Annotated in this window: 13 protein-coding genes and 1 pseudogene; 4 read left to right on the forward strand and 10 right to left on the reverse strand. The window is 63.8% G+C overall.

Annotated elements, in window-relative coordinates; translation table 11 throughout:
- Window positions 1-51: 51 nt before the first annotated feature.
- A complete protein-coding gene (locus ACH4YP_RS44245; protein WP_398496999.1) occupies window positions 52-729 on the reverse strand; it encodes a hypothetical protein in 678 nt (225 codons plus the stop codon).
- 567 nt (window positions 730-1,296) lie between these two features.
- Between ACH4YP_RS44245 and ACH4YP_RS44250 the strand changes: the two genes are divergently transcribed.
- Window positions 1,297-1,668 carry a hypothetical protein gene (locus ACH4YP_RS44250; protein WP_265652166.1) on the forward strand — a complete coding sequence of 124 codons (372 nt, stop codon included), beginning with the start codon at window positions 1,297-1,299 and terminating at the stop codon, window positions 1,666-1,668.
- A 2-nt stretch (window positions 1,669-1,670) separates the two neighbouring features.
- Here ACH4YP_RS44250 and ACH4YP_RS44255 read toward each other — a convergent pair whose 3' ends face one another.
- From ACH4YP_RS44255 to ACH4YP_RS44265, 3 genes are all read right to left on the reverse strand, one after another.
- On the reverse strand, window positions 1,671-2,435 hold the full coding sequence (locus ACH4YP_RS44255; RefSeq protein WP_398497000.1) for an IS5 family transposase: 765 nt from the start codon (window positions 2,433-2,435) through the stop codon (window positions 1,671-1,673).
- A gap of 324 nt (window positions 2,436-2,759) precedes the next feature.
- Window positions 2,760-3,941, reverse strand: coding sequence for a hypothetical protein (locus ACH4YP_RS44260; RefSeq protein WP_398497002.1), 1,182 nt, complete (start codon window positions 3,939-3,941; stop codon window positions 2,760-2,762).
- Between the two features lie 2 nt (window positions 3,942-3,943).
- The gene (locus tag ACH4YP_RS44265) at window positions 3,944-4,324 is read right to left on the reverse strand and encodes a hypothetical protein (RefSeq protein ID WP_398497004.1); all 381 of its coding nucleotides are present in this window, start codon (window positions 4,322-4,324) and stop codon (window positions 3,944-3,946) included.
- Window positions 4,325-4,574: 250 nt separating this feature from the next.
- On the opposite strand from ACH4YP_RS44265, the pseudogene ACH4YP_RS44270 reads away from it, so the two are divergent.
- The 3 genes and pseudogenes from ACH4YP_RS44270 to ACH4YP_RS44280 all read left to right on the forward strand — a co-directional run.
- Window positions 4,575-4,697, forward strand: a pseudogene (locus tag ACH4YP_RS44270) (IS5/IS1182 family transposase); the annotation flags it as partial.
- A gap of 304 nt (window positions 4,698-5,001) precedes the next feature.
- The gene (locus tag ACH4YP_RS44275; protein ID WP_398497006.1) at window positions 5,002-6,006 is read left to right on the forward strand and encodes a Shedu anti-phage system protein SduA domain-containing protein; all 1,005 of its coding nucleotides are present in this window, start codon (window positions 5,002-5,004) and stop codon (window positions 6,004-6,006) included.
- Between the two features lie 541 nt (window positions 6,007-6,547).
- Window positions 6,548-7,708 carry a CHAT domain-containing protein gene (locus tag ACH4YP_RS44280; protein WP_398497008.1) on the forward strand — a complete coding sequence of 387 codons (1,161 nt, stop codon included), beginning with the start codon at window positions 6,548-6,550 and terminating at the stop codon, window positions 7,706-7,708.
- Between the two features lie 430 nt (window positions 7,709-8,138).
- On the opposite strand, the gene ACH4YP_RS44285 is transcribed toward ACH4YP_RS44280, so the two are convergent.
- The 6 genes from ACH4YP_RS44285 to ACH4YP_RS44310 form a co-directional block, all read right to left on the reverse strand.
- Window positions 8,139-8,450 (reverse strand): hypothetical protein, encoded by a 312-nt coding sequence (locus tag ACH4YP_RS44285; RefSeq protein ID WP_398497010.1) that lies wholly within the window; start codon window positions 8,448-8,450, stop codon window positions 8,139-8,141.
- Window positions 8,451-8,573: 123 nt separating this feature from the next.
- Window positions 8,574-9,305, reverse strand: coding sequence for a hypothetical protein (locus tag ACH4YP_RS44290; RefSeq protein ID WP_398497012.1), 732 nt, complete (start codon window positions 9,303-9,305; stop codon window positions 8,574-8,576).
- Window positions 9,302-10,018: a ParA family protein gene (locus tag ACH4YP_RS44295; RefSeq protein WP_398497014.1), complete on the reverse strand. Its 717-nt coding sequence runs from the start codon at window positions 10,016-10,018 to the stop codon at window positions 9,302-9,304. Before ACH4YP_RS44295 ends, ACH4YP_RS44290 begins: the two co-directional genes overlap by 4 nt.
- A 179-nt stretch (window positions 10,019-10,197) precedes the next feature.
- Complete coding sequence (locus tag ACH4YP_RS44300; RefSeq protein ID WP_398497016.1) at window positions 10,198-10,770, reverse strand: helix-turn-helix domain-containing protein; 573 nt, start codon at window positions 10,768-10,770, stop codon at window positions 10,198-10,200.
- Entirely contained in the window at window positions 10,767-12,074 is a 1,308-nt protein-coding gene (locus ACH4YP_RS44305) for a transcriptional regulator (protein WP_398497018.1), read from the reverse strand. The genes ACH4YP_RS44300 and ACH4YP_RS44305 overlap by 4 nt, the downstream gene beginning before the upstream one ends.
- 904 nt (window positions 12,075-12,978) lie before the next feature.
- Window positions 12,979-13,659: a hypothetical protein gene (locus ACH4YP_RS44310; RefSeq protein ID WP_398497020.1), complete on the reverse strand. Its 681-nt coding sequence runs from the start codon at window positions 13,657-13,659 to the stop codon at window positions 12,979-12,981.
- Window positions 13,660-13,661 lie beyond the last annotated feature (2 nt).

Here is a 13,661-nt window from a genome sequence, read left to right on the forward strand (position 1 = left end):
CCCTCCGCCACACCGGCCGCGACTACCACCGGCCCCTACGAGCCCTCGGCCTCACCTGACGAACCCAGACAGATCCCGATCATGCAATGACCCTGAGGCGACGTCGAGGGTATCCAATTGAAGCCGCGCGGACTTGAGCCGTTCAGCCGCGGCTGATGCCCTCTCGCCGACGGACGAGTCCTCTGGATACCTGGACTCGTGAAGCACGGCGATGATGCTGTCCAGACCTGCCCCGACGCGGGCCCTGTCACGGAACGTACGGCCCAGTTCGTCGTTGATTGCCACGATGGTACGACTGATCTCCTCTTTCGCCCTGCTGCCGAGTTGCATCTCGGGGAGTTCGGATTGAAGCGTGGTTACGGCAGACCGTACACCTTGATATATGGCCTTGACCTGTTGTTCTGTGGGGGCCATGCGTTGGGCCACAGATTCGATAACAGTCGCAGACGTGCCCTTTTGCTGCCGCCCGCCCGGGAAGGTCGTACGAAGGAACTCATCCCGATCAGCCGTGAGTTCTTCGCGGAACTTGCTGGCCGCTTCCTCGATTTCGTTCTTGAAATCATCCTGTGTCAGCGTTTGCGTGACGTCTCTGTTGTTGAAGGCCCAGTTCGTGTGACTGACTGGGCCGTTGATGATGATGTTGACGGATCCGTCAGACGAAGGCGACTCGATCTGAGTCTGCTCGTACTGGGGTTCGGTCCACCGCGACGCGGTCTCCTGCTGCGGCATCTGTCGAAATGTATCGCGGACCTGGCGTGACTCGGTGTCCCTGGACAGCGACTCGCGCCGCGTCACCCCCTGCTTCGGCTGTTCGGCACGTGTCGTCCGTGTCTGCTGCATCCGATACATGACATCCCCCGTTCGGCACTGCGTTTCTAAATCCTAGTGACTCGGCCAGGAAGGGCAATCCTTTTTCGATAAATGTGACGTGCTGAATACCTGACGGCGAGCGGGTGCCACTTCCTTACCGAAATCATCTCGCGACACTCGAACCTCAACTCCTCGAACCAGGGATGATTTTTCACTTCACTCCCTCGTTTCGTGCCGGTTTCGAGTGGGCTGCCGTGGAGTGGAAGTCAGGTTGGCCGTGCCGTTCAGTGATAACTGGCCATGTGCATCGGTAGTTGGCCACAAACCAGGAACTGACCGAGCGCAACCATGCGTGGTATGGACGGACGAGCCCAAGCCGGCAAGGACCAGTGGAGCCGCCACGCCATGAGTACGCCACTGAGCCCATTCCAACTTCAGGCGACAGCCGATCGGCGCTGTGTCACGGGCATCTGGTAGACCCTGGCTATGACGTTTCTGGCGGTGGTCGAGGGTGATGCGGGCGGGTGGCGCATCGATCGAGAGGCACTGACTGACGCGATCTGTGCCCGGTGGTCTGGGGTCGAGATCGACTCGGTGCACCGCAGTGAAGTGCGCAGCCTCATTTGGCAGTTCGAGACGGAGAACGGCCCCGGTGAGGCGTATCTGCACGAGGACAGTACTTGCCTGTACATGGACGTCTGGGAGGAAGACGCCATCTGGTTGGCGATCGTCTTCCGCAGGCTGACACCCGTGGATCTCGACCTGGTGTTCTGCGATGAGGGCTACACCTTCGACGTTCGTCTGCGGGCCGGGACGACGGAGGCCGAATTGACGGTTCTGGTGAATGCTGCGGGTTGATCTCAGCGCGTGGCAGCGAGCTGGAGGACCAGGACGGCTTGGACGAGGCTCGTGATCCGAGTCGTCGAGCAGCGGAGTTTGCGGAGGAGTCGCCAGGACTTGAGGGTGGCGATGGCTTGTTCGACCAGTGCACGGATCTTTGCGTGGGACCGGTTGACGGCCTGCTGGCCGGTGGAGAGGCTGTCCCATCGGCCGCGGTAAGGGAGGCAGACTGTGCCGCCTGCGCCCTGGTAGCCCTTGTCGGCCCAGCAGCTGATGCCGGCCTCGGCGAGGGCGTCGATGATGCCGTGCTCGCGCGCGGCTCGGACGTCGTGGATGGCGCCGGCCAAGGCTGGTGAAGCCCACATCAGACGCCCCTTCGGGTCGGCTATGACCTGCACGTTCATGCCGTGCTTCTTGTGTTTTCCCGAATAGAACGGGCGGTCGGCAGCGATTCGGTCGATGGGCAGGAGGGTCCCGTCCAGGATCACGTACGCCTTCGTCGATGCCGCTCGTGCGGCTTCGGTGAGGGTGGGGGCGAGGGCGGCCAGGAGGTTGACGGCCTCGGTGATGTACCGGTAGGCGGTGGTGGTTGCGATCCCGAATCCGGCCGCGAGCTGGGCGTAGGGCTGGCCGGCGCGCAAGTGGGCGAGGGTGAGCAGGGCCTGTCGGCCTGCGTTCAGGCGCCGCCATCGGGTTCCGAGAGCGCGGCGGTGTTCCCTCAGGCGGGCGGCGAGGAAGCGCAGGGTAGAGCTGGACACGTCGACGCCGGACGGGTAGACAAGCATGCGAAGCCCCTGGTGGAGACGGTTCTCTTGGTCGAAAACCCATCTACCAGGGGCTTCATCTGTCTGTCAGCCCAACTGCCCGGCTGGCACGTGAGGTTGGAAAAGGGCTCACTGGGAGTTGGAGTGACTCGAACGTGAACCGGCCAGCGGCGGATACGTGATCTGCCTGCTTCGATAGCCAGGACGGTTGATCTGGAGCATGATCTGGCAGTCGGGGCGCGGGGCCGCTCGTGCGGGGCCTTGTCCAGGCGGCCCGTGAGGCCCGCCCTGGTATCCGGCCGCCTACGCCGGCTGCAGCGGGCGACCGGACACGAGAGATCGGGGCTAGGACGAGTTTCCGCCCGTCAGCACCCGTTGTTCGCCCGCCGGGATCGCGCACGGTGTGCCGCCCGCGTTGGTGAGGCCTTCCGGGCTGAGGGACCAGGTCGAGATCTGGCCGCCGGAGTAGCCGCTGTGGATAGTGTTGTTGAAGAAGCGGTCGTGGTACGAGGCGCACTGCCGGGAGATCTTGTTGTCGATCGCGCACTGCGTGTCGCAGAACTCGCCGCGATAGTACGACGCCCGCCCCGCGCGCGTGATGTCGTTGTACTCAATCGAGTTGTAGTTGCTCATGTTCCGTGACTTCACCACATAGCCGCTGACGTAGGAGAACTTGTTCCGCACCACCTGGTTGTTCGAGCTGAAGTGCGTGATGTACAGGCCGTGGATGTTCCCCTGATACGGGGCGGCGTTCTCGATGTTGATGAAGTGGCTGTTCTCCACCCGGTTGTTGGACGAGTTCGTGAGGACGATGCCGCCGTAGCCGAAGGTGGAGCCGCCGCTCCACTTGCTGCCCAGGTTGCGGAACTGCATCCCAAAGAACGTGTTGTGGTTCAGGCCCTTACTGCCGCGCACCTGGAGTGGCGGGTTGTAGTTCTCGTCGGTGACGTCACGCTCGGAGTCGCCGTAGACCGAGACGCCGCCCGCTGAGTAGTACTCCACCCGCAGATAGCGGAAGTCGAGATTGCTGTCGCCGCCGCCGTACAGCGGGTCGCCGGTGTCCCTGGGCAGCCGCGGCTGCAGCCAGAAACCGGCACAGTACGCCGTGCCGCATGTGGCGTTCTTGAAGACCGGCAGCCCGCCCGCCGGGACCCCCTGCCCCGGCACGTAGTCGATCGGCATGAACGACACCTTGTGCCCGGGCACGTAGAAGCGCCACTCGTGGAACGGCGGCGCAATGTAGGTGCCCTGCTTGATGCGCACCTCGACGTCGGTGGTCGGCTTCTGCTGCTGCAGCACCTGCTGCACCCGCGGCAGCGTGGCCACCGCCTTGCCGGAGCTTAGCCCGTCGTTGGCGTCCGAACCGCCGGCGCCCGCGGGCGCCATGTAAACTGTGAAGGCGGCCGCCTCCGCAGCGGCCGGGGCGGCCTTCACCGTCGTGACCGTGCCGACAACCAGCAGCACGGCCGCGCCGAGGCCAGCCAGAATGCCGCGGGTGATTCTGGTACGTCTCTCCCGAATACCCATGATCACCTTCCTTGTAGGGTGATGCGCAGCGTCTTCGTCTCTCCGGCCGTCCCGGTCACATCGACCGTGAAGGTCAGCGGATTGAGCGAGCCGACCGTGATGCCCTTGTCGGCGGAGACGACCTTGGCGGCGGCCACCGCGACCTCGAGCCTGACCCGGGTGCCATGGCGCGTCGGATCCGCCACCGACACGGCCAGTTCACCGTCGTCACGCCGCAGCACCACCGACCCCGCGTCGCGTCGGCGGGGTGCTGGCCGCGAACTTCTGGGGCGCCGGGCGCGGCCGCGGAGCTCTCCAGTTTCGCGCTGGGCGACCGTGTAGACCAGCGGCTTGCCGACGGCATCCGCGCCCACCGCGCCGCCGACGCACATGGCAGAGCTCATCGGACGCCCAGCGAAGTCAGTTCGCCGTTCGGGGCCGCGGCCAGCGCCGGACCCGCGGTGCTGGCCCAGCCCGCCCCCGCCCCCGTCGCCAGCGACAGCACCAGGAACTCTCTGCGTGAACATGCCCTCACCATGCACACCCCTCCCAGGAGCCCCAGGCATTACGGCCATAGCCGAAAATAAGTAGAGGAGCGGAAACCGTCAATGCGTCCGGCGGCTGCTGTTCACCAATTCCGCCCGTGGCGTGAGCCTCGGCGAGCAGGTCATGGCCACTCTGAAGGGCTGGCGCCTTCTGCGGAAGCTCCGCTGCAGCACCAACCGCATCACCGCGATCGTCCAGGCCGTTCTTGCCCTTCACCACGCGTCAGCGTGAGGTTGGAAAAGGCTCAATGGACCCGCCTTGGCAGTCACAGCCGCAGCTGACTATCGGTGGCGCACGCGAGGCCTGGGCTTGTCGGGGTCTGCGGCAGGGCCGGCTCCTGCGGAGCATCCCGCGCAGCTAAACCTCGCCTGCTGCCGCTCGCACGAGTCGGTCAGGTCCGACGGAGAGGATGCCGCGGCGCCGGGCGGAGGGGCCCATTTTTTTCACCTTGAAAAAGTACTACTAACGCATGATGCTTGCTCTTTCCGGGTTGTAAAGCGCATAATCTCCAACAAAGATCAATAGGAGATGGTCCATGGCAGACGAGCGTCAGGTTTCGCGCAAGCAGTCGCAATCGCAGCAGCGAGTTTCTTTTACTGACCCTATCTTGATTAAGAACACTGAAGGTTTGCACTTCGAAGTTCTGTTGCAATATATTAAGCGTAGTGCTGGCGATCAGATTGCTCCGAAGCTGATTTACTACAAGCGAGCTCAGGGCGCTTTTAGAGTAGGGTTCCCTGTCGAGTTCACATTGCAGCATGATGAGGCGAAGGAACTCAAGCGCGTGCTTGAGGAAGGTCTAGCCGTTGCAGAAAGTAGCCAGGACGGAGACTTCTTGGTGCTGCGCCTAGACGGCACCGGTACCGGCCTTTCGGGACGTGACCCGAAAGCTGTGGGCAAAGCTATCGCGCCGCTCGTTGCGAACGAAGATGTTTTGCGGGCGCTCGCCGATACCGAGGATGGCGCCGAACTGCTAAGGGGCGTCCAATCCAGCGTTCGACTGACCGAACTCTCGTTGGCCATCGGGGAGCTTCGGTCAAATTTGCAGGGCAGTGTAACCGCGGAGCAGGCCTACCAAGAATGGTGCGAGCGGCACGGATGGGTATTCGGCAACGTCTACGCCATGCGCGATGAGGTGCGGACGATTGCCATCGGCGACTCAGTTGATGGCCTGCTGGAACAAACGGCTAACGGCTTCCGTGACATCTTCGAATTGAAGCGTCCGGATATGGAACCAATGAAGTACGACAGAACGCACAAGTCCTATTACTGGTCTCGTGATGTCTCGATGGCTATCGGGCAATGTCACCGGTACCTCGATGTACTGCATGAGGCTGCTGCGAACGGGCTTCGCGACCATCGCGAAGTGGTTGCCTATCACCCAAGGGCGGTCATCATCATTGGGCGCTCAAATGATTGGGACGAGGAGTGGAACCGTGCCTTGCACGGGCTTAACGCCCGGCTGCACGGCATCAGTGTTATGACCTACGATCACTTGCTTGCGCAGGCCGAGCAGCTGCTAAAGACATTGCAGGGCTAGCCATCGTGGAGGATGTAAAATGTGCTGTGCTCCAATTTCGTCAGGCCGTCGAGGATTTCCATGACACGGGACTGATCTCTTTCGAGGAATTTCCGCAAGGTTCGTGTGGTGACGCTAGCCAACTACTTGGGGGGTTTCTGCGATCGCAAGGTTTGGAGACTGGGTTTATGTATCAAAAGTGACTGACGGTACGAAGTTTGGTAGCCATCCTTGGCTAGAGCGAGGTAGTTGGATTGTGGATATCACTGCCGATCGGTTCCCCGATGTGACAGAGTCGGTGATCGTTACCCAGGACCGTGATTGGTACAACCGTTACGTTCACTATCTAGACTCCTGGAATGAAGTTGCGTGAATTGGAATGTTTGGCTATTACGTGGCATTAACGGAACAACTTACTGTCGCGTACAGGCGGATCATGGCCGTGTATGTAGAGCGGCAAGAAAGCGGCTCGACAACCGACCTCTGATCCTGCTGTGGTTCCACCGTTATATTTCATAATGCCGTAACTGCGACAGTCTTGCCCGGTGCCTGCAATGGAAAAATGCAGACAACTACCAATTGTGATCATTCCGAACTTCGTTGGATAGATTTGATATTCGGAGGCATTGTGTCAGTTGATTCTGTGCTCGCTAAGCTGGCCCAACTGAAGAAAGTGGAGGCTGACCTTAAGAAGGAAGCAGGAAAATATGAAACTGATGCAGCGAAAAAGCGGAGTGCGGCTCAAGCGAAGAGAAAGTCCGCTGACCGGACTTCTTCCGCTTCTTCTAAGAAGAGTCTTCTAGATGCCGCGCTAAAGCTGGAAAAGGAGGCGGGCGCGCTCTCTTTGAAGGCGGCTGTTGTTGCCGGAAAGTTGGCTGACAATTCAAAAAGACAGCGGCAGGAGAATTCCAATCTGGCGCGAGCCCGGAAGGGTGTGACTACAGCTCAAGACCGCACGGACAGCAAGCGTCGGGAGGTTGAGAAGCGGCATGCACGTGAAGTGGCTCGTATCGCGAAGCCTACTGTGAGGCATATCCACGAAGTACGCCATATTCCAACGCCCAAGCAAGAGCAGCTGCGAGTGCTGTACTTGACCGCTAATCCTAGGATCCTTGACCAGGACCCTGATGGGGCTTTGGTGGTAACACGTATCCGAGTTGACAAAGAGATTCGAGACGTGCGCGCCGAGGTAAAGAGTGCGCTTCTTCGTGATCTCATCGAGATTGATCACTGGCCTGCAGCAACGGCTATGGATTTGCTAAATGGTCTAAACGACAAGCGGCCACACATCGTCCACTTCTCCGGCCACGGCGGAGGTCGCTTTCTGGAGTTTGATGATGGACAGCTGGAAGATCCGCAAGCAGTAGACGTTAGTTTCGAACACCTTGCGCGTGTCTTAGGGGCGACAGATCAGCCGCCACTTGTTCTCGTGCTCAATGCCTGTGACACTCTCGACGGGGCTGAAGAGCTTCTGGCGGCGGTTCCCGTCGTTATCGCGACTACCACGGAGATCTCTGACCAGGCAGCGAGTCTTTTTTCTACAGTATTCTATCGGGCGATCGCTTCCGGTCAAAACGTTCGCGCGGCGATTGAGCAGGCGCGAGTTATCATTGACATGCTGGCGGGTGGGGGTGGGGACGTTATTGCCTCCGTTACTCGCGACGACATCGACTTGAATGAGTTGGTGCTCATTAAGGTTCCAGAGGAAGGCGATCTTGCGTAGCCTACGGGTGATGGGTAGAAAGCCTGCATACGTGACGGCTGTCGGCCTTCTTTGCCCTTGGCGTGGCAGACAATGAGTCCTCGAACGCGGACAAACCGGGTTGGGTTACCGTGCCGTGGGCGAGAGAGGCGAACGGGTGAACTGGGACTTTGCCTTGGCGCGATGGACCCGGCAGGGGCTGCGCGGAAGGACCCGCGGCCAGTTGAGCTGACTGTGCCCAGCCGTGGCCAGCATTGAGTTGGCGAGCGGATGTAGTGCTTGGCTCGACAACGGCCGTTGACTGTCCCCTCGGTCAACCAGGTCAGCCACAGCTCGGAGAGAAGTTGGGTGAGCGTCGAGTGACTCAGGAGCGAGAGCTGCTTCGCTGTCCGAGTTGGCACACGGGAATGGGGGACGAGGGCCTTCAACAACAGTTGGTCGGGCTGCCTGGTCATGATGCTTCTGCCTTGGGTGGTTTGAGGTCGGGCGGGTAGCTCTTGGCGCGAAGCCAGGCGTCGAGGGCGAGCGCGACGATGTCACCATGCTGGATGTCATGATCGGCGTGGTAGCGGCGTATGCGCCGCTGGAGTTGGAGTACGTCGGGGACGGCGTAGTTCAGCTGTCCGCGTTTGGTGTGCCGGTTGTTGACGACGTCCAGGGTGTCCGGGTGCGGGGCGAACGGGTCGCAGGCCGGTTCTGATTGGGCTTCGAGCGCGTCTGCCAGGTCCCGCAACTGTCCTACGTGCGTGGATAGATCAGGCACGAATGTTGCTCCGGTCGGTCCGGCTAGGCGGCTAGTTAGCCGCCTAGCGGGCTAATGGAATAGTCGGTGGAAGGGGCGGCCGCTCCGTGTGCTGGCGGCCGCCCCGTGCGGGCTACGTCCTGGTCAGAACCCTCGGGTGGTAAGCCACTCGTCCAGTGCGACCGAGACAATGTCGCCGATGGGCAGGTGGTCGAGTTCGTTGTCCAGGGCGAAGCGCTTGATCCGCTTCTTGATTTTCAGCGCGGCGGGGACCGATGCGTCGAGGCTCTCGCGCGTGATGATGCGCTGGTTGAGGACGATCGCCGCTTCGGGTATGTCCTTTGGACGCCCCGGCCCCTGTGCCCAAGGCGTCCTGTCGCTGGGGGCGGGGGCCGAGCTGACGTGCTGCTCGTACTGAGGGCCGGGCGCTCCGGCCCTCGCTGGGAACGCCGTACTGCTCGTAGGCGGCGCAATTGTCTGGCGCACGGCCACCTCGGCCCGCTGTGCCAGACCAACAGGAGGTGTGGCTTCCGGCGGCGGTGCACTCGGCGTGGCCTCAGTCGTCGGCTGCTCGGGGGAAGCTGCGGTGGCGTGGTCCGCATCCCCGACGTGCTGCGAGGGCGTTGCGGAGGCGTGGGGCTTGGCAGGTGAAGGGTCGGTCTCCGCTGCCTGCTGTTCGTGGGGAGCGACGGCAACCGCAGGCTGCGCTTTGGACTCGGCGACGGCAGGGTTCGGGGTCTGCAGGGCCTCCTGTTCGGCAGTGAGCTGCTCGCGAGTGAGTTCGGCCGACGGGGGAGGCGCACTCGCCGCCTTCCTGGCTGCTCCACCGAGGACACGGCCCTTCGGCCGGGCCGGGGGCTTCATTCGTTCGGTCATACTGAGTTCAGCTCCTTCATGAGTGCGGCGTACTCGCTCAGCTCGGTCGGGATCTCACCGAAGGCCTCCATGTAGTGCACCCACGCGTGGATGACGGTCTCCGAAAGCGGGAACGGCTCGTTGCGATCCGGACCGATGCCCTCACCCTCGGCGGGCTCCAGCAGCTTCTCCTTCGCCGCGCGGGGCAGACTGGTGCGGTCGTCGGCCTTCACCAGGACAACGTGGGCGGTGACGTCGCGGGTGTTGCGGGCGGCGGCGCGCTCGGCCTCGTCGAAGGTGGCGATGAGCTTGCGGCGTTCGATTTTGGTGGGGGCGACGGGCACGATCAGCCGGTTCGCCTCGGTGACGGCCTCGTGGAACAGCTTTGCGCTGCCGCCGCCGGCGTCGACCACGATCGCGCCGAACTCGGCACGCTTCTCACGGATGTACTCGGCGATGTCATCGAACGGGTACCGCTCAACCACCAGGTTGTCGGGGACCTCGAAGCTCTCGGCCTGGGCGACCTTGAACCAGTCATAGGCGGACTGGCTAGTCGCATCGGCATCCAACAGCAAGGTCGGCAGTCCGAGGACGACGGCGTAGTACAGGGCGATGAACCAGGCGGAGGTGGTCTTGCCGGTGCCGCCCTTGAGCATGCCGACAACGATCACGAAGGCGTCCCAGGGGCGGGCTGAGGCCGCCGCCAGGGTCTTGTGACGGGTGTTCTCATTCACGTGTGTTCGATCTCCAGAAAGTAGAAGGGTGTTGTCTGGTGCGGTCGGTGGCGGCGCGCACGCGCAGCGGCGTGGGGGTGGGGCGCGTGCGGCGAAGCTGTCCTGGGAATGGCGCCGCGGCGGAGTCGGCAACCGACGGGCACGCTCGGCACGACCAGCGAGCAGCCGACCTCGGCCGGTCATGACCGCGTCCTGGGTCGGCGAGCGGGGCCGTGCCGGTGCTGGGGCCGCATCCGGGTGCCTGCCTGGTGCAGAAGCCGGTAGACCGTGGCGATCGAGTAGTTGCACTCCTTGGCGAGTTCCGGCACTGAGGCGCCGGCCTCATACCGCGACCGCAGGGATACCGCGAGCCTCATACGCGCTGCGGCATCCGCCGCGGTACGGATGCGGAGTGTCTGCTGGGTGGTGCGGGGCCTGCCCCCGGCCTCGATCAGCAGCTGCCGCGCGGCGCGTCTTGTTCCGGCCCCGGCCGCGGCCAACTCGGTGAGTGTCGCGCCGTGCTGCTCGTAGAGGCGGCGCAGGTGGGCGGCGAGGTTGCGGCGGGCCTGCCCGTCGCGCAGCCTGCGGGTCTGCCACGAGGTGCGCATGACGGTCCCGGCCTCGCGTAGGCGGTTGAGGACCGTGCCGTACGACAGTTCACTCGTGGCGACGAGTTGGGTGACCGTGGCCCCGGCTTCGTACTGCTCACGCAGGCCTTGAGGAGTGACCTCTCCCGTCTCGGTACCAGCGGGTGGTGGGGGTTGCGGGTTCACGCGACGGACTCCCATTCACTGAGGGCTTCGGCATGGGCAGCTGCCAGCTCGTCGTAACTGCGCTGGTCAGTGGCGGTGATGAGGATCAGTCGGCCGTCGGTGGCCACGCGCCAGTCAGCGGCGGGACGTCCGGTCGTCGGGTCGAGGACGGACCCGTCGGGGGAGTGCCACGAGGCCGGGATCTCGTCGGCTCGCGGTGCCGGGACCAGGACCTGGCGACCGCCGTGGACGATCACTACGGCTTTGCTGCGGTGTTCCGCGAGCCGTTCCAGCGCCTCCCGGTACGCCGCACGCTCAGCCACATGCAGCGCCCTGCGCCGGGCAGCGCTACCCGCGGTGCCGTAGCAGTGGGCGACGGCGTCCCAGCCCTGTGCGAGCGGCCCGTCCGGGGTTGTCCCCGGTGCGTGGGTGGGCAGCCCGACGCCTTCGAGGGCGTGGGGTGTCAGAGTCCAGGTCTGGTCGGTCTGCCGGACCAGTCCATGCAGGGCGAGGCGTCGCAGCGTTCGGTAGGCCGTGGCGCGGGAGACGGAGGAGGAGCCGACGAGGTCATCGACGGTCTGCCCGGAGCGCAGGTGCAGCGCGCCGATGACCATCAGGGCGGAGCTGCCGAGGCCGTGGTGGGCGAAGGCATCGTGGCTCATCAGGCGGCCGATGACGGTGGAGTCGATGTCGGCCCCCGTGGCCGTCTCAGGGGTGGGCCACTCCTCAAGTGCCGGGTCGGGGGGGTACTGAGTGGTTCGGGAACGAGACGGCGAAGCGGGCATGCCGTGGCGGCCGGAACTGCTGTCGTTGAGGTACCAGGTGGAGCCCTCCCGGCCGTGGCCGACCCGTAGCCGGCGCAGCCAGCCCCGCGGCTTGAGGACGGTCTCGTAGACGGCCCGCAAGGTCGTCCGGGAAATGCCTGCTTCCTCCGCCGTCTGCCGCTCGCTGGCGTGGTGCAGAGGACCGCCCGCGATCTCCGCGAAGTTCAGATGCGCCCGCAGGACCCGCAGCGCGGTGCGTCCCCGCTCTCCGCGCCAGGGCGTTGTCTCGATACGGTCCCGCAGCGCGGCGAGAACCTCGTACGAGTCATGGCGCGACTCCAGCGACCGTGTACTGCAGACCGCTGCCGAGGAGCTGGCCCACACCCGGCGGATGTAGTCCAGGGCCCGCGTCTGCCCGGAGCGCAGCGCGATGTGTCGGGCGTGCCGTCCGCCCTCGTGCTCGGGGTGCAGGAGCATCCGCGTCAGCTCGTCGACGGTTCCGCCGGCGCGTGCCACATGGCAGGCGATGGCCGCCGTGATCCGGTGACCGTGCTCAGCCACACCGTGGCGGTCCTCGCGCCGGACCACGGTCCGGCCGTCGGAACTCAGTCTGCTGTAACTGCCCGTCGCATAACGGCCGGTGAGGTCCCCGAGCAGAATGAGATCAGCTGCAGCCGTAGGCAGCTGGTGAAGGCCCAGTCGCTCGCTCGGGTGAAATGGGCGCTGGGAAGAACCTGTCTGGTGGGTGCTGTGTGGCACTGTGGAGCCGTCCCGCAAGGACAGAGACGCCACCCAGGCCCGCTAAAACCGCGGATGGTGTCCGGTACCGACCTCCAATCGGTGCCAGCGAAGCCTCCAGGATGGACATCCTGGAGGCCTTCGTATGCCTGGCTCCGATGCTGGAGGCAGGCGTCCCCATCGCGGCTCGACCAAGGTCGAATCCGAGTACCTTCAGAGGATTCATCTCCTCATCAACACCGTCCGACCTGGCCGACTCGGACCAAACCAGAGGGTGGGTGCCTCTGATCTGCTCCGAGCAGCTCGGTTCGAATCGGGGTCGAATCAGAGCGGTTTCCTCTGACTGTCTCCGATCACCTCTGCAACCCGACCTAGCAGGTCACAACCGATTCGGCCCGCAAAGGAGCAGGTCAGAAGGGTGCCTCGGATAGACCCGGCGTACAGCCCGACTCGTCTGCCCCCCCAGGGCCCATGACCAGCGTAATTGCAGGTCAGGGGACTTTTCGTAGGTCGACGGGCTTCGCCGCACCCCGGTCCATACCCGTTCGAACAGGACCGCGCGGCTACGTACGTAGCCATGAATGCAGCCATGCCTGTGGGGCCGGAGACGGGCGTCGTGGGGAGTGCTCCTCGCCGCATCGCCCGCCGGTCACCTCATGCCGGAAGCCAGGGCTGCCCCTTCACCTCTCGGGACTGGCCTGTCGGGTCGTGCGTTCAGGAGCAGGTCTCAGACCCAGCGGGTCGGGAGTTCGGGAAACCCCCGGCCGATCGTCGAGAACCTGACGTACGGATCGGATTCGACGAATCCGGACCGGGCCGACAGTTCGGGGTCCGCCACCACGACATGGATCTGTGGCGGGCGGCCGGGGGAGGCGGTCAGATACGGCTCCTCCAGGACGGCCGCGTCGTCGAAGCGCACCCACCGGGTGATGCTCCCACCTGTCACCGGGTGAGACCTCCCCCGGGAGATGACCTCCACGGCATCGGAGAACCGGAGCGCGGCACTCTTCATGGCCGTCCATCCCCGCATCGTCGACCAGAGCGTCTGCGTCTCCATGAATTCCGCGAAGTCGGCGAACATGTCCAGATATTCGCCGCTCCACGAGACTCCGACCCTCCCGTCGCGACGCAGAACGATCGCGCAGGGAGCGTCCTGGTTTTCCGCGATGCGGATGAACTCGTCTCCATCAGGGGACGACGTCCAGCCGTTTCGGGAGACCGAGAGCAGGGTCCACCCGTAGTAGTTCCCTCCGTGGCAAGGAAGGGTGCTTCCCTCCCATTCCCCCCTGAGCAGTTCGACCAGGTCTCCCGCCTCTGCCGGGAATTCGATCGAGTCGACCTCAGGAAGCCCACGAGGGGTACGTACTTCCTCGTTCAGGAATCGGACGGACTCTGCTGTCAGTCTCACGG

This window comes from Streptomyces sp. NPDC020747, from assembly GCF_044334695.1.
Classification (GTDB): Bacteria; Actinomycetota; Actinomycetes; order Streptomycetales; family Streptomycetaceae; genus Streptomyces.

Excerpts from the sequence above, each read along its gene's own strand:
- ACH4YP_RS44245 (WP_398496999.1), bottom strand. The coding sequence starts at position 729 with ATGCCGCAGCAGGAGACCGCGTCGCGGTGGACCGAACCCCAGTACGAG.
- ACH4YP_RS44250 (WP_265652166.1), top strand. The coding sequence starts at position 1,297 with ATGACGTTTCTGGCGGTGGTCGAGGGTGATGCGGGCGGGTGGCGCATC.
- ACH4YP_RS44255 (WP_398497000.1), bottom strand. The coding sequence starts at position 2,435 with ATGCTTGTCTACCCGTCCGGCGTCGACGTGTCCAGCTCTACCCTGCGC.
- ACH4YP_RS44260 (WP_398497002.1), bottom strand. The coding sequence starts at position 3,941 with ATGGGTATTCGGGAGAGACGTACCAGAATCACCCGCGGCATTCTGGCT.
- ACH4YP_RS44265 (WP_398497004.1), bottom strand. The coding sequence starts at position 4,324 with ATGAGCTCTGCCATGTGCGTCGGCGGCGCGGTGGGCGCGGATGCCGTC.
- ACH4YP_RS44275 (WP_398497006.1), top strand. The coding sequence starts at position 5,002 with ATGGCAGACGAGCGTCAGGTTTCGCGCAAGCAGTCGCAATCGCAGCAG.
- ACH4YP_RS44280 (WP_398497008.1), top strand. The coding sequence starts at position 6,548 with ATGCAGACAACTACCAATTGTGATCATTCCGAACTTCGTTGGATAGAT.
- ACH4YP_RS44290 (WP_398497012.1), bottom strand. The coding sequence starts at position 9,305 with ATGACCGAACGAATGAAGCCCCCGGCCCGGCCGAAGGGCCGTGTCCTC.